The following is a 19146-nucleotide window of genomic DNA, read 5'->3' on the forward strand; positions in this document are numbered from 1 at the left end:
CCAAGCTCCGAGGAAGGGGTCGAGCCTAGCTAGCTCGCCGGCCCCAGGAGTGTCCAGCAGCACGCTCACCCGAACAGCGGCGTGCCCGGCACGAAGGCGTCGAACGCAGCCCAGAACTGCGAGCGGTAGCGGTCCTGCTCCTGCAGGATCTCGTGCTTGGCCCCGGCGATGACGAGATGCGAGCCGGCGCGCAGATGATAGGCGAACTCCTCGATCGCCGCGGTCGACACCACGGTGTCGCTGGACGCCGCCAGCATCAGGATCGGCTGCCGGATCTGGGAGGGATAGGTCATGCCGCGGAAGGTCATCATCGCCGAGAAGGCGGAATCGGCCCAGGCCACCGTCGGCGAGGCGATGCCGAGCGTCGGATCCTCCTCGAGGATCGCGGCGTTGCGGGCATAGCGGACGGGATCAGAGGTCAGCGGATTGTTGACGAACGGCGCCAGCCCGCTGATCTCGTCGTTGCCGCCCGGCACGTAGCGGCCGCCCTGCCCGGCGATGCGCATGGCCCGCAGCAGCAGCCGCGCCGGCAGCGCGGTGCGGCTGTCCGGCAGATCGATCATCGGCGCCGACAGTACGACGCGATCGAACCAGCGCTTGCCGGCATGCGCGAGCCGCAGCAGCACGGTGCCGCCCATCGAATGCGCCAGCGCGAAATAAGGCGGCGGACAATCCGGCAGCACGACCTGGGTGACGAAGGTCTCGACGTCGAGTTCGTAGTCGGAGAACGAGCGCACATAGCCCTTGCGGGAATCGCGCAGGCGCCGCGACGAATGGCCCTGGCCGCGCCAGTCGATGATCGCGACCGCAAAGCCGCGGTCGCGCAGGTCGCGCACCGTCTCGAAATACTTCTCGATCATCTCGCTGCGGCCGGTGAACACGCACACCGTGCCCTTGCGCCCGGCCGGCGGGGCCCAGCGCGCAAAGCGCAGCTCGGCGCCATCGGGAGTCTTGATGGTGCCGGCGGTGGCGTTTTCGGGGACGGGATTGGCGGGAATCGAGACGAGCGTCATGAGGCGCCCATCGAATAGGTGAAAGGCAGTGGGAATCAAGGGGTGGAACGGCAAAAAGAGCAGGTCTCGGACGCCCTTGAACGTCGAAACGTCCGACCCATATCGAGGCCGTGCAGGCCGCGTCAGGCTGCACGACAGCCCGGCCCGATGGCGGGCGGGTTAGCCAACAGTCGCTCAATGGAGGACTTTGACCATGCGTACCTACGACCTCACCCCCTTCTATCGTTCCACCGTCGGTTTCGACCGTCTGTTCTCGCTGCTCGACCAGGCCACCAGCGATCCCACCCCCGGCTATCCGCCCTACAATATCGAGCGCACCGGTGAGAACGCCTACCGCATCACCGTCGCCGTCTCCGGCTTTGGCAAGGATGAGCTCTCCCTCGTCGCGAAGGAAAACACGCTGACGATCAAGGGCGAGAAGGCCGCCAACGAGAACGGCAAGAAGAGCGAGTTGCTGTATCGTGGCATCGCCGCCCGGGCCTTCGAGCGCTCGTTCCAGCTCGCCGACCACGTGGTGGTGAAGAACGCCAGCCTCGAGAACGGCCTGCTCCACGTCGACCTCGTGCGCGAGATCCCCGAGGCCAAGAAGCCGCGGTCGATCCCGATCTCGACGAACGCGCAAGCTGAGCAGCCGGCGATCGAGGGTTCGGCCGAGAAGGCCGCCGCGTAACCGGCACACATACTCAGGAATGCGAACGCCCCGGGCAGCCGGGGCGTTTTTTTGTGTGGTGCTGCAGTGCAATCAAACGACCGTGACTGACGGTAACGGTCTGCGCCCCGCCCGCGAAGACCCCAGTGATCACCGCGCCAACCCGAGCCACTGGAGCCGTTAACATGAACGTCGTTCGTACCCTCACCCTCATCGCCGCCCTGTCGGCTTTTGCCGGCCCCGCTCTGGCGCAGCCGGCGCCGCCGCCCAAGGTCCACAACGTCGTGCTGGTGCACGGCGCCTGGGCCGACGGCTCGAGCTGGGCCAAGGTCATCCCCTATCTGCAGGCCGCTGGCCTCAAGGTCACCGCCGTGCAGAATCCGCTGACGTCGCTGGCGGACTCCGCGGCTGCCACCCGCCGCGCACTGGCCGAGCAGGACGGACCGGCCGTGCTGGTCGGCCATTCCTGGGGCGGCACGGTCGTGAGCGAGGTCGGCACCAACCCGAAGGTCAGCGCGCTGGTCTATGTCGCGGCGCGTGCGCCCGACGCGGGCGAGGATTTCGTCAAGCTCGCCGGTCAATATCCGACACCGCCGGCCCGCGCCGGCATCGTCGACCATGACGGCGACACCAAGCTCAACGAGGACGCCTTCCTGAAGTATTTCGCCAATGGCGTCGATGCGACGACGGCCAAGGAGCTCTATGCGGTGCAATGGCCGACCGCGGCGACGATCTTCGGCAACCGCACCACCCAGGCGGCATGGCACGACAAGCCGTCCTTCTATGCGGTGTCGAAGCAGGACAAGACGATCGATCCGGATTTCGAGCGCTTCCTGGCCAGCCGCATGAAGGCGACCACGATCGAGCTCGACGCCGGGCACCTGTCGCTGGTCTCACATCCGAAGGAGATCGCTGATCTGATCCTGAAGGCCGCCGGTCAGCACGAGTAGTCCGATTGATGGTGCGGGACTCGTCCCAGCGGCAACAAGCAACGCTGTCATGCCCGCGAAGGCGGACATTCAGCACGCCGCGGCAGTCACGAGCAACCGAGATGCTGGTGGTGACTGGATCGCCCGGTCACGCCGGGCGATGACAGTTGTGATGGCTCGCGGCCGGGCAGACCGCTCAATCGCCTCTAATCCAGCCCCTGCACCGGAGGCATCTTTGCCGTCGGCTGGATCTGCGGTGTCGGCTTGGCCGCGGCCGCCGGCGCTACGGAGCCGGTGGTCTGAGGCGGCGCGGCTGCCGACTGCACCGGCTTGGCATCAGACGGCTTCGCCTCGGATGACTTGGCCTCGGACGGCTTGGCCTCGCCCGTCTTCGGCTCGTCGGCCTTGGCTTCGACCGGCGCAGGCTTGACGTCGGCGGGTTTGGCTTCGGCCGGCTTGATGTCCGCAGGCCTGGGCGGAAGGGCTTTGGGAGCCTCCGTCGGCTTCGGGTTGAGCGCCGCGGTCTGCGGCGACGGCGCTGCCGGTCGGGCTGCTGGCGTCGGCACCTTCGGCTGAACCGGCACCGCGGTGGCAACGCGCGGCGCAGCCGGCATCGGCGGCACCAGGCGCGGATCGGCCCGGATCACGCTCGGCGGCGGCAGACGGTCGAGGGCGCCGCGCGGGGCCGGCTCGTAGCGCATCCGCTCGTACTCCTCGCCCCATTGGAACGCCGGCACGAAGCGGATGATGCGGCCGGAGCGGGCATCGACCACGAGCTTGCCGTCCTCGCCCTCGCGATCGAGCACCGCCACGACATAGACATTGCCGCGCTGACGCGGCACGCCGAGCGGCGAGAAGCCGTTGTCGCGCAAAATCGCATAGACCTCATGCACCGGCAGGAACGCCGGCGCATAGCCATAATCCTGCTGGTAGCCGTCCTGACGGTAGACCGGCGCCGGCGGCACATAGCGCTCGTCGCGGTAGCCGTAGTCAGGGCCCGGCCGGTAGCCGTAACGCGGCGGCGGTGCGGGCACGACGGCCGGCGGCGGCAGATCCGGATAGGGCGCATCGAAATCGGAGACCGCCGTGTAGGGCGCACGGACGCCCGATGGCGGCAACGGCTCGGCCTGCGCGGCAAACGGCGCGATCAACGCGGCTGAGACGACTCCAACTAGCAACTTCATGGCTCAAAGCTCCTGCATGCCCCCGCACGTGAAGCTGTTCGCTTCTTCTCAAGTGCCGCGGAAGTTCTGCCGTGATTCCGGCGGTCCTGGGTCGGCGAGGGGGCGGGATCGGGGCGTCAGGTTTCAAAATCGAGCGCAGCGCGTGATCGCCCGGCCCGGTCGGGTCGTTCGGTCAGCGGCTGAAACGGAAGATTTGCCGGGGAATGGGCGCGTTGCTGCGCCCGGACCTCAGGACTCCGCGATGCTTGTGTGATAGGTTAAAGTTTGGCATCTTGCGGTTTAGGACAGAAATGCTGTCTAAAATTTCGTTGCAAAGGTGACCGAGACTTTGCAATGATGTTACGGCGCCTGAGGGCGCTGCGACATGAACAGGCCGCGGTCGTCCAGCGGGGACATGGTCCCCCGGCGGCTGGCCTGAACTCTGCAAATGCGGCTCGCTGACAAGGACGAGCGTTGGCTCCGGAGAGGGGCCGCGCAGCGCCCGGGGTGCGCCGGACGGACTGTACCGGACTGTGGTGAAGGCCCTGACCAATAATTTATGGGGACGGATATGAGCGGATCGAAGGTCGAGCACGGAAAGTTGGGCGGCGCGGTGCTGGCTGTGGATTCGCGTGAAAAACCGGCCGAGATCACGCGCGAGCTGCATACGTGGCGCCCGGAAGCCGAAGGTCTGTATGACCCGAGCCAGGAGAAGGATTCCTGCGGCGTCGGCTTCATCGCCAACATCAAGGGCCAGAAGTCGCATCAGATCGTCGCCGACGCGCTGAGCATCCTCTGCAATCTCGAGCACCGCGGCGCCGTCGGCGCCGACCCGCGCTTCGGCGACGGTGCCGGCATCCTGGTGCAGATCCCGCATGCCTTCTTCTCGCGCAAGGCAAAGGAGCTCGGCTTCACCTTGCCCGCCCCCGGCGAATACGCCATCGGCGCGCTGTTCATGCCGCGCGACGAGGCGTGGCGGAACGTCATCAAGAGCATCATCGCCGACCAGATCGAGGACGAAGGACTGGTGCTGCTCGGCTGGCGCGACGTGCCGACCGACAACTCCTCGCTGGGCGTGACGGTCAAGCCGACCGAGCCGCGCAGCATGCAGGTGTTCATCGGCCGCAACGGCGCCGCCAAGACCGAGGACGAGTTCGAGCGCAAGCTCTACATCCTCAGGAAGTCGATCTCGCAGGCGATCTATCAGCGCCGCGACCGCGGCATGTCGGGCTATTACCCGTGCTCGATGTCGTGCCGGACCGTGATCTACAAGGGCATGTTCCTGGCCGACCAGCTCGGCAAGTACTACGCCGACCTGCACGAGCCGGACTTCGAGAGCGCGCTGGCGCTGGTGCACCAGCGCTTCTCGACCAACACCTTCCCGACCTGGTCGCTGGCGCATCCGTATCGGATGATCGCGCACAATGGCGAGATCAACACCCTGCGCGGCAACGTCAACTGGATGGCGGCGCGGCAGGCCTCGGTGTCATCGGAGCTGTTCGGCAAGGACATCAGCCGGCTCTGGCCGATCTCGTATGAAGGCCAGTCCGATACCGCCTGCTTCGACAACGCGCTCGAATTCTTGGTGCAGGGCGGCTACTCGCTGCCGCACGCGGTCATGATGATGATCCCCGAGGCGTGGGCCGGCAATCCCTTGATGAGCGAGGAGCGCCGGTCGTTCTACGAATATCACGCCGCGCTGATGGAGCCGTGGGACGGCCCCGCCGCGATCGCCTTCACCGACGGCCGCCAGATCGGCGCCACGCTCGACCGCAACGGCCTGCGGCCGGCGCGCTATCTCGTCACCAAGGACGACCGCATCGTGATGGCGTCCGAAATGGGCGTGCTCAAGATTCCAGAGGACCAGATCGTCACCAAGTGGCGGCTGCAGCCGGGCAAGATGCTGCTGGTCGACCTCGAGCAGGGCCGCCTGATCCCGGACGATGAGATCAAGGCGCAGCTCGCCGCCAGCCATCCCTACCAGGAATGGCTCACGCGCACGCAGATCCAGGTCGAGAAGCTGCCGGATGCGCCGACCACGGGCGCGCGCACCAACCTGCCGCTCTTGGACCGGCAGCAGGCATTCGGCTACAGCCAGGAAGACATCGCGATCCTGATGACGCCGATGGCGGCGACCGGCGAGGAGGCCACGGGCTCGATGGGCAACGACACGCCGATCTCGGCGCTGTCGGACAAGCCGAAGCTGCTGTTCACCTACTTCAAGCAGAACTTCGCCCAGGTCACCAATCCGCCGATCGACCCGATCCGCGAGGAGCTGGTGATGAGCCTGGTCTCGATCATCGGCCCGCGGCCCAACCTGTTCGACCTCGAAGGCGTCGCCTCGACCAAGCGGCTCGAGGTGCATCAGCCGATCCTGACCGATGCGGACCTCGAGAAGATCCGCTCGATCTCGGAGGTCTCCGACAGCCACTTCGTCTCGCGCACGCTCGACACCACCTTCGATGCGAGCCTGGGCGCCGCCGGCTTCGAGCAGATGCTCGACGATCTCTGCGGCCGCGCCGAAGCCGCGGTGCGCGAGGGCGTCAACATCATCATCCTGTCCGACCGCATGGTCTCGGCCGACCGGATTCCGATCCCGTCGCTGCTCGCCTGCGCCGCCGTGCATCATCACCTGATCCGCACCGGCCTGCGCACGTCGGTGGGTCTCGTGGTGGAGTCGGGCGAGCCGCGCGAGGTGCATCACTTCGCCTGTCTGGCCGGCTACGGCGCCGAGGCGATCAATCCTTATCTCGCCTTCGAGACCATCATCGCGCTCAAGGACAAGCTGCCGGGCGCGCTGAGCGACTACGAGGTCGTCAAGCGCTACATCAAGTCGATCGGCAAGGGCCTGCTCAAGGTCATGTCGAAGATGGGCATCTCGACCTACCAGTCCTATTGCGGCGCGCAGATCTTCGACGCGGTCGGACTGAAGGCCGAGTTCGTGCAGAAGTTCTTCTACGGCACCCACACCCGCATCGAAGGCGTCGGCCTGCCGGAGATCGCCGAGGAGACCACGCGCCGTCATCGCGACGCGTTCGGTGACGCGCTGGTCTACAAGACCGCGCTCGACGTCGGCGGCGAATATGCCTTCCGCACCCGCGGCGAGGACCACGCCTGGACCGCGGAGTCGGTCGCGACGCTGCAGCATGCGGTGCGCGGCAATTCGAGGGAGCGCTACCAGGCGTTCGCCAGGCTGCTCAACGAGCAGTCCGAGCGGCTGCTGACCCTGCGCGGCCTGTTCCGGATCAAGTCGGCCGAGGACGACAGGCGCAAGCCGGTGCCGCTCGACGAGGTCGAGCCAGCCAAAGAGATCGTAAAGCGTTTCGCCACGGGTGCCATGTCGTTCGGCTCGATCTCGCGCGAGGCCCACACCACGCTCGCGATCGCCATGAACCGGATCGGCGGCAAGTCGAACACCGGCGAAGGCGGCGAGGAAGCCGACCGCTTCAAGCCGCTGCCCAACGGCGATTCCATGCGCTCGGCGATCAAGCAGGTCGCCTCGGGCCGGTTCGGCGTGACGACGGAATATCTCGTCAACTCCGACATGATGCAGATCAAGATGGCGCAGGGTGCCAAGCCGGGCGAAGGTGGCCAGTTGCCCGGCCACAAGGTCGACGCGACCATCGCCAAGGTGCGCCACTCGACGCCGGGGGTCGGCCTGATCTCGCCGCCGCCGCATCACGACATCTACTCGATCGAGGATCTCGCGCAGCTGATCTACGACCTGAAGAACGTCAACCCCGACGGCCAGGTCTCGGTCAAGCTGGTGTCGGAAGTCGGCGTCGGCACCGTCGCCGCCGGCGTCGCCAAGGCGCGCGCCGACCATGTGACGATCGCGGGCTTCGAGGGCGGCACCGGTGCATCTCCCCTCACCTCGATCAAGCATGCCGGCTCGCCGTGGGAGATCGGCCTTGCCGAAACCCACCAGACTTTGGTGCGCGAGCGGCTGCGCAGCCGCATCGTGGTCCAGGTCGACGGCGGCTTCCGCACCGGACGTGACGTCGTCATCGGCGCCCTGTTAGGGGCCGACGAGTTCGGCTTCGCCACCGCGCCGCTGATCGCGGCCGGCTGCATCATGATGCGCAAGTGCCACCTCAACACCTGCCCGGTCGGCGTCGCCACCCAGGACCCGGTGCTGCGCAAGCGCTTCACCGGTCAGCCCGAGCACGTGATCAACTTCTTCTTCTTCGTCGCTGAGGAAGTCCGTGAGATCATGGCCGCGCTCGGCTACCGCTCGTTCAACGAGATGGTCGGCCAGACCCAGATGCTCGACCAGTCCAGGCTGGTGGCGCATTGGAAGGCCAAGGGCCTCGACTTCTCCAAGCTGTTCGTCAAGCAGAAGGAGGCGCCGGGCCAGAAGATCCATCACGCCGAGGCGCAGGACCATCACCTCGAGGCCGTGCTCGACCGCAAGCTGATCGAGCAGGCCAAGCCCGCGCTCGACCGTGGCGCGCCGGTCAAGATCGAGGCCGAGATCAACAACACCGACCGTTCAGCGGGCGCGATGCTCTCGGGCGCGGTGGCGAAGATCTACGGCCATGCCGGCCTGCCGCAGGACACCATCCATGTCAGCCTGAAGGGCACCGCAGGCCAAGCCTTCGGCGCCTGGCTCGCCCAAGGCGTCACCTTCGAGCTCGAAGGCGAAGGCAACGACTACGTCGGCAAGGGCCTGTCGGGCGGCCGCATCATCGTCAAGCCGCCGCGCAACTCGGGCATCGTGCCGGAGGAGTCGATCATCGTCGGCAACACCGTGATGTACGGCGCGATCTCCGGCGAGTGCTTCTTCCGCGGCATCGCCGGCGAGCGCTTCGCGGTTCGCAACTCCGGCGCGGTCGCCGTGGTCGAGGGCGCGGGTGATCATTGCTGCGAATACATGACCGGCGGCATCGTCGTCGTGCTCGGCAAGACCGGGCGCAACTTCGCGGCCGGCATGTCGGGCGGCGTCGCCTACGTGCTCGACGAGGCCGGCGACTTCGACAAGCACTGCAACATGGCGATGGTCGAGCTGGAGCCGGTGCTGTCGGAGGAGATGATCGCCGAAGACACCTATCACCAGATGGGCGACCTCGAGGCGCATGGCCGGGTCGACGTGTTCAAGAACCTGCTGGCGTCCGACGTGGAGCGGCTGCACGTCCTGATCTCGCGCCATGCCAAGGCGACGGGCTCCAAGCGCGCCGCCGACATCCTGGCGAACTGGAAGGACTACGCGCCGAAGTTCCGCAAGGTCATGCCGGTGGAATATCGCCGTGCCCTGAAGGAGCTCGCGGCCAACGCCGACGCCGAGCCGAAGATCGCGATCGGGGCTTGATGTCGCTCCTCATGGTGAGGAGGCGCGTAGCGCCGTCTCGAACCATGAGGCCAACAGCGGGGCCTCGCCCTTCGAGACGCGGCGCAAGCGCCGCTCTCAGGGTGAGGAGAAGCGGGAAGCAAATTCCTCATGGTGAGGAGGTGCGAAGCACCGTCTCGAACCATGAGGCCGAGGTCGAGGCCTCACCCTTCGAGACGCGGCGAAGGCGCCGCTCCTCAGGGTGAGGGGAAGCACAGAGGAAATTCCTCACGGTGAGGAGGTGCGAAAGCAACCGTCTCGAACCATGAGGCCCGAGCAGTCAGGGACGTCGTAGGTCATGGGCAAGGTCACAGGTTTTCTCGAAATCGAGCGGCACGATCGCAAGTACGCGCCGGTTGCCGAGCGGCTGAAGCATTTCCAGGAATTCGTGGTGCCGCTCTCCGAGAAGGAGCTGCGCGACCAGGCGGCGCGCTGCATGAACTGCGGCATTCCCTATTGCCACGGCACCGGCTCGGCCGCGCCGGGCACCACGGGCTGTCCGGTCAACAACCAGATCCCGGACTGGAATGACCTGATCTACAACGGCAATTGGGAAGAGGCCGCGCGCAACCTGCACTCGACCAACAACTTCCCGGAGTTCACGGGCCGGATCTGCCCGGCTCCGTGCGAGGCGTCGTGCACGCTGAACATCGACGACAATCCGGTGACCATCAAGACGATCGAATGCGCCATCGTCGACAAGGCCTTCGAGCAGGGCTGGATCAAGCCCGAGCCGGCCGCCGTGAAGACCGGCAAGAAGGTCGCGATCGTCGGCGCCGGTCCCGCTGGTCTCGCCTGTGCGCAGCAGCTCGCCCGCGCCGGTCACGACGTCCACGTCTATGAGAAGAACGCCAAGGCCGGCGGCCTGCTGCGCTACGGCATTCCCGACTTCAAGATGGAGAAGGGCATCATCGATCGCCGCATCGGACAGATGGAAGGCGAAGGCGTCACCTTCCACTATGGCGTCAATGTCGGTGGCAAGGATGGCCTCGATGCCAAGACGCTCTTGAAGGACTATGACGCCGTCGCGCTGACCGGCGGCGCAGAAGCTCCGCGCGACCTGCCGATCCCCGGCCGCGACCTCGCCGGCATCCACTACGCGATGGACTTCCTGCCGCAGCAGAACCGCCGCGTCGGCAACGAGAAGGTCGAAGGCGACGACATCCTCGCCGCCGGCAAGCATGTCGTCGTGATCGGCGGCGGCGACACCGGCAGCGACTGCATCGGCACCTCGCTGCGCCAGGGCGCGCTTTCCGTCACCCAGCTCGAGATCATGCCCGCGCCGCCGGAGCGTGAGAACAAGGCGCTGACCTGGCCGAACTGGCCGCTGAAGATGCGGACGTCGTCGAGCCAGGCCGAAGGCGCGGTGCGCGAGTTCGCCGTGCTGACGCAGAAGTTCGAAGGCGAGAACGGCGCGGTCAAGAAGCTGCATTGCGTGCGCGTCGATGCGCAGTTCAAGCCGATCCCGGGCACCGAGTTCGTGCTCGATGCGGAGCTCGTCCTGCTCGCGATGGGCTTCGTGCATCCGGTGCACGAGGGCCTGCTCAAGAGCCTCGGCGTCGACCTCGACCCGCGCGGCAACGTCAAGGCCAACCTGACCGACTACCAGACCTCGCTGCCGAAGGTCTTCTCCGCCGGCGACATGCGCCGCGGCCAGTCGCTGGTGGTGTGGGCGATCCGCGAGGGCCGCCTGTGTGCGCAGGCGGTCGACAAGTTCCTGATGGGCAAGACCGAGCTGCCGCGCTAGCGGCGGCCGATCAAGCGCGTTAGTTGGATGCGACCTGCTTAGTTGGACTCATCTGCCGCCGCACCGTCGGTGCGCTCCCCTCCCCTTGCGGGGAGGGGTCGGGGGTGGGGGTCTCCAGACGCCGAATTTCGTTGCGTTCACCAGCGCGTCAAATGCGCTTGATGCGGTTGCAGCTCTCGCCGGACGCTCTTCGTCCACCCCCCTCCCGTCATTGCGAGGAGCGAAGCGACGCAGCAATCCAGGACCTAGGAAATGACTCTGGATTTCTTGGCTCGCAATAACGCGGTGGCACCCGCCCGCGGACCTATCGCTCAGCTTTCATATAGAGCGCGACTCGCGGACCCCCACCCCCTCCCCGCAAGGGGGAGGGGAGTTCACCGCCTTCGGTGTGAGTAGCAGACTCCAACTCGCTAACAGAAAAAGGGGTGGGGGCTTCGTCGACATGAGTCGCCGCTCGGCCTGAAGTGGCAGGTCAGGCCGTGGCCGCATGATCGATCGGATGAGCGTCGAAGCGTCAGGGTCGACGTTTCAACCGTGAAGCCCCCACCCGTCCTGGCCGTCAGGCCAGCTCGGATGAGCCGCGTCGCGCGGCTCTGATGTCAGGAAGGGTGAGGCCGCGTGCGGCGGTGACAGTCCTGCTCCGACGTCCGCGGCAGGATTAATCGCGTCGCGTGCATCACGATGTCAGTCATGCTGGGCGATCCCCCTTGTTCGACGGCCGGACGCCGCGAGCCCCCTTGGGTTCCCGCAACCTAAGGGTGCGACTCTTAAGATAAGCCCAATGCGGACGCCGGCATTCCCTTCAAATGCCGCGCAACACGCGGAAAAGTTTCGTATCGACTGTTGCCAGCTCGATCGATTGCGAAGCACGTTCGAGAATCGAACATCATCCACGACACGGTCGTCCGGAGATCAGCTCGACGTCCGCGCCCAGATGTCTTCGATTGGCACGGGAGGCGTCACACGGAAGATGTCGTCGATGAGCCGGCCGAGCTCGTCGGCGCTCTCGATGATCCGCTCCTCGATCACGTCTCCGTCGCGCGCCTGCCGCTGATAGCGGCGGCTGACCAGCTTGTGACGCACGCCGGGCTCGACACGCTCCATCATCAGCGTATGCGTGGCCGGCACGTTCGGGCTGGTCGACGTATACCAGCTGCCGAGCACATAATCGGCATGGATCTGCGGCACGAGGTCGAACGCATACATCATGCGCCAGCCCGTCGGCTGCTTCGCGCTGACCGTATAGAGCCCGTCCCACGTGCCGATGCGAAACGTTCCCATCGGCGTCTGCTGCTCGGAGCCAACTTCGAGACGAATGGGCGCATCCATCATGCAGATGCCGAAGCCGACATCGACGAGATGCGGATAGCCGTCGACCTTGACCATCAGCATCATGTGCTGGCGCGGCCCGAGCGGATCGGTCGGCGCCGAGCGCCAGCGCACGCGCCCCGTCAGGCCGCTGACCTCAAAGCCGACCGCTTCCAGCACCGCCTGGAACAGCACGTTCTGCTCGAAGCAGTAGCCGCCGCGGCGGCTGAGCACGAGCTTCTGTTGCACCGACGGCAGGTCGACACGGACGGGACGGCCCATCAGCGGATCGAGCGCCTCGAACGGCAGCGCGTCGACATGCGCGGCCTGCAGCGCTGCGAGCGTCGACAGGTCGGGCGCGAGCGGCTCGCGATGGTCGATGCGGGCGAGATAGGAATCCAGTTGAAGCTCACCGGCCATCGTCATGCCTTCCGTCAGCTCTCGATGCGCTTCCAGATCACCTCGACGGGCACCGGAAGCGTGACGCCGAACACCTCCTCGATGACGCTGCGCAGCGCATCGGGCGTTTCGATGATCCGTTCGCTCCGCACCACGCCATCACGCGCCTCGATGACCAGGCGGCGATTGACCAGCTTGTAGCGCGCCTCACGCGTCAACCGCTCCAGGATCAGCATCGAGGTGAACGGCGTCAACGGGCTGGTCGAGGTGAACCAGTTGCCGAGCACGTAGTCGGCATGGATCTGCGGCACCAGATCAAACACATACATCGTGCGCCAGCCGGCGGGCTGCTTCGCCGCGAGCCAATAGAGCCCATCGGAGAGCGTCAGGCGGAACGTGCCCATCGCAGTCGGCTGCTCGACGTCGGGCACCATCTGCAACGGCGTATCGAGCAGGCAGGAGCCGAAACCGACATCGGCGAGATGAGGCCCCTCCGGCAGGTCCACCTTCAGCATCATGTGCGTGCGCGGCGTCAGCGGCGCGGCCGCATCGAGGCGCCAGCGCACCCGCGCCGAGAGCGGCGTCACCGCAAAGCCGATCGCCTCCAGCGCCGCCTTCAGCAGCGCATTCTGCTCGAAACAATAGCCGCCGCGGCGGCCGTCGACGATCTTGGCCTGGACCGAGGCGAGATCGATGTTCACGGGACGGCCGAGCAGCGGATCCAGGCCCTCGAACGCGATCGCATCGACATGCGCCGCCTGCAATCCGGCAAGCGTTTCGAGCGTCGGCGCCAGCGGCCCGCGATAGCCGATGCGCACGAGATATCTATCCAGATCGAATGCGCCCGGCATCGGCTCTGCTCCCTGTCTCGGGCGAGCCCATAGCACGACGCCGCCGTGCCCGGCCAGACCGGGACCGTGCACGTGCCCAAGCTCGGCTCATCCCGTCTGCCGGCTCCAGCGCTCGGCAAAACGATGCAGCGGCAGGAAGGTCTCCAACAGCTCGCGCCCCAATGGCGTCAGCTCGTAGCCGCTGTCGCCCAGCACGATGAAGCCCGCCTCGCGCAGCTCGTCCAGCCGCGCCTGCAACACGGTCGGCGAGGCCTCGTCACAGGCCGCGCGCAGCGCCCGGGAGGTCAGGGCGTCGTCGCGCAGCTCCCAGACGATGCGCAGGCACCAGCGCCGGCCCAACAGATCGAGCAGCGCCATGACCGGCCGGCCCGAGCGCGAGCCGCGCACCCGGCGCGGTTGAACGTCTTTCGGCACGAAAACTCTCCAACAGCTTGCCAAGCGCTACGGAAAGCGTAGCATGCTGCTACAGTAAATGTAGCGCCGCACAGGAGGAACCGCCATGCCCCGGATCGCCCCGCTGCAGCCGCCCTACCCGGCCGACATCCAGGCGCAATTCGACCAGATCATGCGCGGGGCGCCGCCCTTGATGCTGTTCCGGGTGATGGCCGGCCATGCGCGCGCCTGGACCAAATTTCGCGGCGGCAGCCTGCTCGACCGCGGCCCGCTGTCCCTGCGTCAGCGCGAAATCGTCATCGATCGGACCTGCGCGCTGAATGCGTGCGAGTACGAATGGGGGGTGCACGTCCGCATCTTCGGCTCAGACGCCGGCCTGACGGCGCAGCAGATCGACGCCACCGTGAATGCACCGGCCGACGCGGCGTGCTGGTCGGCCCCCGAACAAGCCCTGATCGCTGCGGTCGATGCCTTGCACCAGCGGTCGACCCTGAGCGAGGACGAATTCACCCGCCTCCGCCTGCATCACGATGAGGATCAGGTGCTGGAAATCATCCTGCTGTGCGGCTTCTATCGCACCGTGTCGTATGTCGCGAACGCACTGCAGCTGCCGCTGGAGGCCGATGCGGCACGATTCAACGCAGGCTGACCGGTCTTCCCAAGCGCGCGGCAGCCGGGCGCCCGGAAACGACGCTTCGAGCTAGGCCACCCCTGCCCGCAGCAGATCATGCATGTGCAGGATGCCGACCGGCTTGGCGCCGTCGGTGACGATCAGCGTGGTGATCTTGGCGGAGTTCAGGATCTCCAGCGCCTCGGAGGCCAGCGCCTCGCGGCGGACGGTGCGCGGGTTCGCGGTCATGATCTCCTCGACCGATGCGGACAACAGATCGGCACGCATCTTCCGCCGGAGGTCGCCGTCGGTGATGATGCCGGCGACGTGGCCGCGAGCATCGACGATGACGACGCAGCCGAGTCCCTTGGCCGACATCTCGGCCAGCGCATCCGGCATGCCCGTGCCCAGCGGCTTCAGCGGCACCGCGTCGCCCGAGCGCATCAGGTCCGAGATGTGCTTGAGCATGGCGCCGAGCTTGCCGCCCGGATGGAAATTGGCGAATTCGAGCGCGGTGAAGCCGCGGCCTTCCAACAGCGCGATCGCGAGCGCATCGCCGATCGCCGCCTGCATCAGCGTCGAGGTGGTCGGCGCCAGATTGTGCGGACAGGCCTCGCGCGCCTTCGGCAGCTCCAGCACGATGCGCGCCGCCTGCCCCAGCGACGATTGCGCATTGGAGGTGATCGCGATCAGCGGGATGGCGAAGCGCTTGGTGTAGTTGACCAGCGTCTTCATCTCCGGCTGCTCGCCGGACCACGACAGCGCGATGACGACGTCGTCGGAGGTGATCATGCCGAGATCGCCATGGCCGGCCTCGGCGGAATGGACGAAGAAGGCGGGCGTTCCGGTCGAGGCGAGGGTCGCGGCCATCTTGCGGGCGACGTGGCCGGACTTGCCGAGACCGGTGAGGATCGCCCGGCCCTTGGCCTGGCGGATCAGCTCGACGGCGGCGGCGAAGGCCGGCCCCAGAGGACCGCGCAGTGCAGCGGAGATCGCGGCAATGCCATTGCTGCCGGCGTCGAGCGTGCGCAGCGCCGACTGGATATCTGCGTTTGCGGGAGCGGCTTCGGGCAACGGTTTCGATCTCGGCATGCGGACTTCCAAGGCTGAACAGTCAGGCGCCGCTCTTTAGCATGGGTAAGGCAGCAAGGCGCCATCAACAGCCCATTAACCATATTTGTTTTTACTCCCTTAACGAGGCGGTTTGCCGGCGGCGCGGGTGTCCCGACGACGCAATTGATTTTGTTGGAGTATTTTTCATCGTGGGATGGAGGCCTGACAGCGGCCGCGCAGGACGCGCGATAAGGCGCGCGATGTGGCGCGGCGCCTCCGCCGCATGCCTGCTGCTCCGCGCGCTCGGCCCCGATGCGGCCCATTCCCAGACCATCGACGCGTTCCGGCCGGTGCGCGACGGCTTCCTCGCCCCGCAGGACTCCCCGCTGCGGCGGACCGTGGTCAGCGGCCTGACCGATGCCGTACCGACGCCTGGGCTGCCCGCGACGCCTGCGCCGACCAGCTCGGCCGCACGACGAAATCTGGTTCCCCTGCCCGGTGTGCCCGCGGCGAGCGGCGCTGCCGAATTCGGCTATGATTCGCTGAACCGCAATCGGAAGAAGCCGAAATACTATCCCGCCCAGGCGCGGCCCAAGCCGCCGCCGGGGCCCGGCACGCGACCTTCCGGCGAGCTGACCGGACAGTTGCGTCCGACCTTGCCGCCGTCGGCCACAGCCAACAGGCAGCCGGTCCCGGCCGCCATGGCGGGCACCGTGCCCGGCCAGCCGCCGCGCAAGCGGCTCAAGATCGACGACGACCCGTTCGGCGCAGTCGGCGATTACGCCGGCCCGTTCCTGATCAAGGGCGCGGTGGAGCTCTCGGCCGGGTATGACAGCAACCCGGCCCGCCTCGCCAGGCCGCGCGGCATGCCGGCCTGGATGATCGCGCCGGAATTTTTGGCGGTGTCGAACTGGGAGCGTCACGCCCTCGTCGCCGACCTGCGGGGCTCCTTCACCGGCTATGGTAGCACCCTGCCGGCTATCATGGATGGCGGCATCAATTCGGCGCCGACCACGCTCGACCGCCCCGACTTCACCGGCCATGTCGACGGCCGCCTCGACGTCAGCCGCGACACCTCGGTCGGCGCCCAGCTGCGGCTGCGTGCCGCGACCGACAATCCCGGCAGTCCCAGCGTGCAGGCCGGATTGGCGCGCTATCCGGTCTACACCACGCTCGGCACCACCATCGGCATCGACCAGCGCTTCAACCGGCTGCAGATTTCGGCGGGCGCCACCGCCGACCGCACCAGCTATCAGCTGAGCAAGCTGACCGACGGCACGATGACGTCGAACGACGACCGCAACTACAACCAGTTCGGCGGCATCGGCCGGGTGTCCTACGAGGTCATGCCCGGCCTGAAGCCGTTCGCGGAGGTGCAGGGCGACAGCCGCGTGCACGACCAGCGGGTCGACCGTTCCGGCTATCAGCGCGACTCCTCGGGCGGCTACGCCAAGGCCGGCACCTCGTTCGAGTTCACCCGGCTTGTGACCGGCGAGGTTTCGCTCGGCTATGCCACGCGCAGCTATGTCGACCCGCGGCTGAACCGGCTGCAGGGCTTCCTCACCACGGCCTCGCTGGTGTGGTCGGCGACGCCGCTGACCACCGCGCGCTTTCTCTCCGACACGCAGCTCGCAGAGACCACGGTGGCCGGCGCCTCCGGCGTGCTGGTGCGCACCTACACGGTGCAGGTCGACCACGACTTCCGGCGCTGGCTGACCGGCATCGGCAAGTTCAGCCTCGGCACGCTCGACTATCAGGGCTACGGCCGCAGCGACCGCACCTACTCGGCCGAAGGCAACCTCGTCTACAAGATGTCGCGGAACGTCTGGGTCAAGGGCACGCTGCGCTACGACAAGCTCGACTCCAACATCACGGGTGCTGGGTCGTCCGGCACGGTGGTGATGCTGGGCGTAAGGCTGCAGAATTGAACCCAGCTCTCGCCCCGTCATTGCGAGGAGCGCAGCGACGAAGCAATCCAGGGTTTTGGAAACGACTCTGGATTGCTTCGCTGCGCTCGCAATGACGCGGTGGGGCTGTCGCTCAAAGCGGTCAACTCGCCCGCAGGACTACGCCGCGGCCACCGTGAGCTGGGCGCCGTCGGCCTGCACGATGCGGACGCGGCTGCCGGCGGGGGTGTCGGGGCCCGCGACGCGCCACACCGTGTCGTCGATGCGGACCGTGCCGTTGCCGCCGACGATCGGCTTCTCCAAGGTGAACTCGCGGCCGACCAGGGCCGCCGAGCGGCGGTTGAGGAACGGATTGTCCTGCGACGGCGCCGCACTCGCCCGCGCGAGGCGCCGCCACAGCGGCACGGCGGCGATCGAAAACAGCGCGAACAGCAGGATCTGCAGTTGCCATCCCGGCGCAAACGCAAACGACAGCAGCCCGACCAGCAGGGCGGCGAGGCCGAGCCAGAACAGGAAGATGCCCGGCGCGAGCAGCTCCAGCGCCATCAGGATGATGCCGAAGATCAGCCAGTTCCAGGTGCCGAGCGTCACGAACATGTCGCTCATCAGTGTCCTCCCTGCGTCAAGCCTGCGGTGGCGTCGGCGGTTTCGGGGCCGTCCCCGCTGACGGCACCGAGCCGCCGCGGCGCGCGGCTGCCACGGCCGAAGCCGCGCTCTCGCCGAACGTCGCCTTGGCGATCTCACCGATGCCGGCGAGCGAGGCCAGCATGCCCGTTGCCTCCAGCGGCAGCATGATCACCTTCTGGTTCGGCGAGTCGGCGAGCTGGCCGAACGCCTTGATGTATTTGTCGGCGATGAAGTAGTTGAGCGCGGCGACGTCGCCCTTGGAGATCGCGTCCGACACCATCTGCGTCGCCTTGGCCTCGGCCTCCGCGGCGCGCTCGCGCGCCTGGGCATCGAGAAAGGCCGACTCGCGGCGCCCCTCGGCCTGCAGGATCTGGCTCTGCTTGGCGCCCTCCGCGCGCAGGATCTCGGACTGCCGCTGGCCCTCGGCCTGCAGGATGTCGGCGCGCTTGACGCGCTCGGCCTTCATCTGTCGGCCCATCGCCTCGACCAGGTCGGCCGGCGGCACGATGTCCTTGATCTCGATGCGGTTGACCTTGAGGCCCCACGGCGACACCGCGGCGTCGACGACGCGCAGCAGCCGCTCGTTGATCTCGTCGCGATGCGACAGCACCTGGTCGAGATCCATCGCGCCCATCACCGAGCGGATGTTGGTCATGGTCAGCGTGACGATCGCCTGGTTGAGGTTCGACACCTCGTAGCTCGCCTTGGCGGCGTCGAACACCTGGTAGAAGGCGACGCCGTCGACCGTCACGGTGGCGTTGTCCTTGGTGATGACCTCCTGCTCGGGGATGTCGATCACCTGCTCCATCATGTTGATCTTGCGCCCGATGCGATCGAAGAAGGGCACGATGATGTTGAGGCCCGGCGACAGGGTGCGGGTGTATTTGCCGAACCGCTCGACGGTCCAGTCGAACCCCTGTGGCACGGTCTTCACGCCGGAATACAGCGTGAAGATGACCAGCAGCACCAGCGCTATGGCGAAAATGTCGAAACCGCTCATGGATCCTCCAAGGGAGGAGACGATCGTCCCCTCACCAGCCTCTGCAGCCATCACAATCTAGGGATTACTGCATGATTTTGTCGGGGATCCGCTAGGGGCGGTTCAGGAAAGTATTTTCGAGGCGCGGACGGTCGTCCGACTTGCGCCGGCGGGCGGCTCACCTAGCGGGCC

14 protein-coding genes are annotated in these 19146 nt (G+C 66.8%); 6 read left to right on the forward strand and 8 right to left on the reverse strand.

The window, feature by feature from the left end:
• Positions 1–65: 65 nt before the first annotated feature.
• Positions 66–1013 (reverse strand): alpha/beta hydrolase, encoded by a 948-nt coding sequence (locus QX135_RS13520; RefSeq protein ID WP_315736473.1) that lies wholly within the window; start codon positions 1011–1013, stop codon positions 66–68.
• A gap of 193 nt (positions 1014–1206) precedes the next feature.
• On the opposite strand from QX135_RS13520, the gene QX135_RS13525 reads away from it, so the two are divergent.
• Both QX135_RS13525 and QX135_RS13530 read left to right on the forward strand, forming a co-directional pair.
• On the forward strand, positions 1207–1683 hold the full coding sequence (locus tag QX135_RS13525; protein WP_315759446.1) for an Hsp20 family protein: 477 nt from the start codon (positions 1207–1209) through the stop codon (positions 1681–1683).
• A 164-nt stretch (positions 1684–1847) separates the two neighbouring features.
• Positions 1848–2612 carry an alpha/beta hydrolase gene (locus QX135_RS13530; RefSeq protein WP_316182466.1) on the forward strand — a complete coding sequence of 255 codons (765 nt, stop codon included), beginning with the start codon at positions 1848–1850 and terminating at the stop codon, positions 2610–2612.
• Positions 2613–2797: 185 nt separating this feature from the next.
• Here QX135_RS13530 and QX135_RS13535 read toward each other — a convergent pair whose 3' ends face one another.
• Positions 2798–3775, reverse strand: coding sequence for a hypothetical protein (locus QX135_RS13535; RefSeq protein ID WP_316182468.1), 978 nt, complete (start codon positions 3773–3775; stop codon positions 2798–2800).
• 550 nt (positions 3776–4325) lie between these two features.
• Here QX135_RS13535 and gltB point away from each other — a divergent pair.
• Positions 4326–9062 carry a glutamate synthase large subunit gene (gene gltB / locus QX135_RS13540; protein ID WP_315779163.1) on the forward strand — a complete coding sequence of 1579 codons (4737 nt, stop codon included), beginning with the start codon at positions 4326–4328 and terminating at the stop codon, positions 9060–9062.
• A 316-nt stretch (positions 9063–9378) separates the two neighbouring features.
• Positions 9379–10827, forward strand: coding sequence for a glutamate synthase subunit beta (locus QX135_RS13545; protein WP_316182470.1), 1449 nt, complete (start codon positions 9379–9381; stop codon positions 10825–10827).
• Between the two features lie 912 nt (positions 10828–11739).
• Here the strand turns inward: QX135_RS13545 and QX135_RS13550 are convergent.
• The 3 genes from QX135_RS13550 to QX135_RS13560 all read right to left on the reverse strand — a co-directional run bounded on the left by QX135_RS13550 (position 11740) and on the right by QX135_RS13560 (position 13742).
• Positions 11740–12555 (reverse strand): arylamine N-acetyltransferase family protein, encoded by an 816-nt coding sequence (locus tag QX135_RS13550; RefSeq protein ID WP_315779165.1) that lies wholly within the window; start codon positions 12553–12555, stop codon positions 11740–11742.
• Between the two features lie 14 nt (positions 12556–12569).
• A complete protein-coding gene (locus tag QX135_RS13555) occupies positions 12570–13385 on the reverse strand; it encodes an arylamine N-acetyltransferase (RefSeq protein WP_315779167.1) in 816 nt (271 codons plus the stop codon).
• Positions 13386–13472: 87 nt separating this feature from the next.
• Positions 13473–13742: a winged helix-turn-helix transcriptional regulator gene (locus QX135_RS13560; RefSeq protein ID WP_315716709.1), complete on the reverse strand. Its 270-nt coding sequence runs from the start codon at positions 13740–13742 to the stop codon at positions 13473–13475.
• Between the two features lie 142 nt (positions 13743–13884).
• Between QX135_RS13560 and QX135_RS13565 the strand changes: the two genes are divergently transcribed.
• A complete protein-coding gene (locus tag QX135_RS13565; protein WP_315736465.1) occupies positions 13885–14427 on the forward strand; it encodes a carboxymuconolactone decarboxylase family protein in 543 nt (180 codons plus the stop codon).
• 51 nt (positions 14428–14478) lie between these two features.
• Here QX135_RS13565 and QX135_RS13570 read toward each other — a convergent pair whose 3' ends face one another.
• Complete coding sequence (locus QX135_RS13570) at positions 14479–15480, reverse strand: KpsF/GutQ family sugar-phosphate isomerase (RefSeq protein ID WP_315736464.1); 1002 nt, start codon at positions 15478–15480, stop codon at positions 14479–14481.
• A 170-nt stretch (positions 15481–15650) separates the two neighbouring features.
• Between QX135_RS13570 and QX135_RS13575 the strand changes: the two genes are divergently transcribed.
• Positions 15651–17369, forward strand: a complete 1719-nt coding sequence (locus tag QX135_RS13575; RefSeq protein ID WP_410052056.1) for an outer membrane beta-barrel protein — start codon at positions 15651–15653, stop codon at positions 17367–17369.
• 138 nt (positions 17370–17507) lie between these two features.
• Here the strand turns inward: QX135_RS13575 and QX135_RS13580 are convergent, their stop codons facing one another.
• Together QX135_RS13580 and QX135_RS13585 are read right to left on the reverse strand one after the other, a co-directional pair.
• On the reverse strand, positions 17508–17954 hold the full coding sequence (locus QX135_RS13580) for an NfeD family protein (RefSeq protein ID WP_316160609.1): 447 nt from the start codon (positions 17952–17954) through the stop codon (positions 17508–17510).
• A 16-nt stretch (positions 17955–17970) separates the two neighbouring features.
• The gene (locus tag QX135_RS13585; RefSeq protein ID WP_315716547.1) at positions 17971–18975 is read right to left on the reverse strand and encodes an SPFH domain-containing protein; all 1005 of its coding nucleotides are present in this window, start codon (positions 18973–18975) and stop codon (positions 17971–17973) included.
• Positions 18976–19146: the final 171 nt, after the last annotated feature.

This window comes from Bradyrhizobium sp. SZCCHNR1098 (assembly GCF_032489375.1).
GTDB lineage: Bacteria > Pseudomonadota > Alphaproteobacteria > Rhizobiales > Xanthobacteraceae > Bradyrhizobium.

Excerpts from the sequence above, each read along its gene's own strand:
- QX135_RS13520 (WP_315736473.1), bottom strand. The coding sequence starts at position 1,013 with ATGACGCTCGTCTCGATTCCCGCCAATCCCGTCCCCGAAAACGCCACC.
- QX135_RS13525 (WP_315759446.1), top strand. The coding sequence starts at position 1,207 with ATGCGTACCTACGACCTCACCCCCTTCTATCGTTCCACCGTCGGTTTC.
- QX135_RS13530 (WP_316182466.1), top strand. The coding sequence starts at position 1,848 with ATGAACGTCGTTCGTACCCTCACCCTCATCGCCGCCCTGTCGGCTTTT.
- QX135_RS13535 (WP_316182468.1), bottom strand. The coding sequence starts at position 3,775 with ATGAAGTTGCTAGTTGGAGTCGTCTCAGCCGCGTTGATCGCGCCGTTT.
- gltB (WP_315779163.1), top strand. The coding sequence starts at position 4,326 with ATGAGCGGATCGAAGGTCGAGCACGGAAAGTTGGGCGGCGCGGTGCTG.
- QX135_RS13545 (WP_316182470.1), top strand. The coding sequence starts at position 9,379 with ATGGGCAAGGTCACAGGTTTTCTCGAAATCGAGCGGCACGATCGCAAG.
- QX135_RS13550 (WP_315779165.1), bottom strand. The coding sequence starts at position 12,555 with ATGGCCGGTGAGCTTCAACTGGATTCCTATCTCGCCCGCATCGACCAT.
- QX135_RS13555 (WP_315779167.1), bottom strand. The coding sequence starts at position 13,385 with ATGCCGGGCGCATTCGATCTGGATAGATATCTCGTGCGCATCGGCTAT.
- QX135_RS13560 (WP_315716709.1), bottom strand. The coding sequence starts at position 13,742 with ATGGCGCTGCTCGATCTGTTGGGCCGGCGCTGGTGCCTGCGCATCGTC.
- QX135_RS13565 (WP_315736465.1), top strand. The coding sequence starts at position 13,885 with ATGCCCCGGATCGCCCCGCTGCAGCCGCCCTACCCGGCCGACATCCAG.
- QX135_RS13570 (WP_315736464.1), bottom strand. The coding sequence starts at position 15,480 with ATGCCGAGATCGAAACCGTTGCCCGAAGCCGCTCCCGCAAACGCAGAT.
- QX135_RS13580 (WP_316160609.1), bottom strand. The coding sequence starts at position 17,954 with ATGAGCGACATGTTCGTGACGCTCGGCACCTGGAACTGGCTGATCTTC.
- QX135_RS13585 (WP_315716547.1), bottom strand. The coding sequence starts at position 18,975 with ATGAGCGGTTTCGACATTTTCGCCATAGCGCTGGTGCTGCTGGTCATC.